This window comes from Granulicatella sp. WM01 (assembly GCF_004570605.1).
In the GTDB taxonomy this organism is placed as follows: Bacteria; Bacillota; Bacilli; order Lactobacillales; family Aerococcaceae; genus WM01.
In genome coordinates, this window is record NZ_SPPB01000148.1 from 1 (window position 1) to 379 (window position 379).

Genomic DNA, 379 nt, shown 5'->3' on the forward strand with positions numbered 1-379 from the left:
CTTTACCAGTTGCCATAGCAACATTCAAGAAGAATTGGTCTGTATCAGATAAGAACTGTATTACTTCTGTACGTTTTTCGTTATCAATGTGGTCTAATGAAGATATAACTGGTGCTATATCACGTAAGAATGCGTATGAAGAAGCAATATTACGTTGGTGGAATTCGTCACCCATAGCGATAGCTTTTGCGATAAGCACGTTTACGTTCATGCCATCTTCTAGTGAACGAATTGCTTCACCTAATACAGGACCAAGTACATCTTTCATCCAATGTAGACGATCAATAACTTGTTCATTGTAAGCACCGAAACGCATAACCGCACCGATACCTTCGTTCATTTGGCAATATGCTTCGTTACCATTTTCTCTGTTTTCTAC

Annotated in this window: 1 protein-coding gene; it reads right to left on the reverse strand. The window is 38.8% G+C overall.

What is annotated here, in order from left to right; all coding sequences use genetic code 11:
• The coding region (locus tag E4T68_RS09055; protein ID WP_135126078.1) for a DUF1116 domain-containing protein at nt 1–379 on the reverse strand (379 nt) is incomplete at both ends.